General features: G+C 48.5%; 1 protein-coding gene. It reads right to left on the reverse strand.

The features are described 5' to 3' along the window. Nucleotides 1–793: IS5-like element ISVal1 family transposase (locus OU793_RS24705; protein WP_274647926.1), on the reverse strand; the 793-nt coding region annotated here is incomplete at its 3' end. Nucleotides 794–818 lie beyond the last annotated feature (25 nt).

Here is an 818-nt window from a genome sequence, read left to right on the forward strand (position 1 = left end):
TTACTCGGTACATTGCGGTCTCTGACAGAGAGCGCTTATGATAGCCATACCGCTTTTTCCACTTCTTGTTGGAGCCGTAGAGCTTCTGGCAACCTACCGCTAAGTTACGAGGATGCCCTTGTTCCCAGAAGGCTGCTCCTTCTCTTGGCGGGATGAGCGGAACAGCTCGCTTGATCCGTATGGCATCATGGCAATTCCTTGTGTCATAAGCGCCATCGCCTGATATCTCAATGATTTTACGACGTGTTTGCTTGAGTAAGTTGGGGAGCACTTCGGCATCAGTTACGTTAGATAAGCTCAGCTCTGCTGCGACTATTTCGTGGGTGCTTGTATCTACCGCGATATGCAGCTTACGCCAGACTCTTCGCTTCCCATCAGTTCCATGCTTCTTGACCTTCCATTCACCTTCGCCATAAACCTTGAGGCCAGTGGCATCAATGGCCAGATGTTGTATTGCTCCTCTGGTTTTGGTTTTAAATGAAACTTCAACTTCCTTAGCTCGGCGGCTTATACAGGTGTAGTGCGGGCAAACAAGCGGGATGTTAGCCAGCTTAAATACGGAGTCTAGAAAACCTTGCAGCGCTCTCAAGGGCATAGAGAAAACGCGTTTCACCATCAGTGCGGTAGTAATGGCTAAGTCGCTGAATCGGCGAGGTCTACCACGCTTGCCTTGTTTGTTTTGCTTCCACTCAGCTATCGCTTCCTCATCAATCCAAAAGGTCAGAGAACCACGGTTGATTAAGGATTTATTGTACTGCTTCCAGTTAGTTGTTTTGTAACGAGGTTTAGGCATGAGGCTACGACGATTGATGGGCGTA

The organism is Vibrio sp. VP6, assembly GCF_028823755.1.
GTDB classification, from domain to species: Bacteria; Pseudomonadota; Gammaproteobacteria; order Enterobacterales; family Vibrionaceae; genus Vibrio; species Vibrio parahaemolyticus.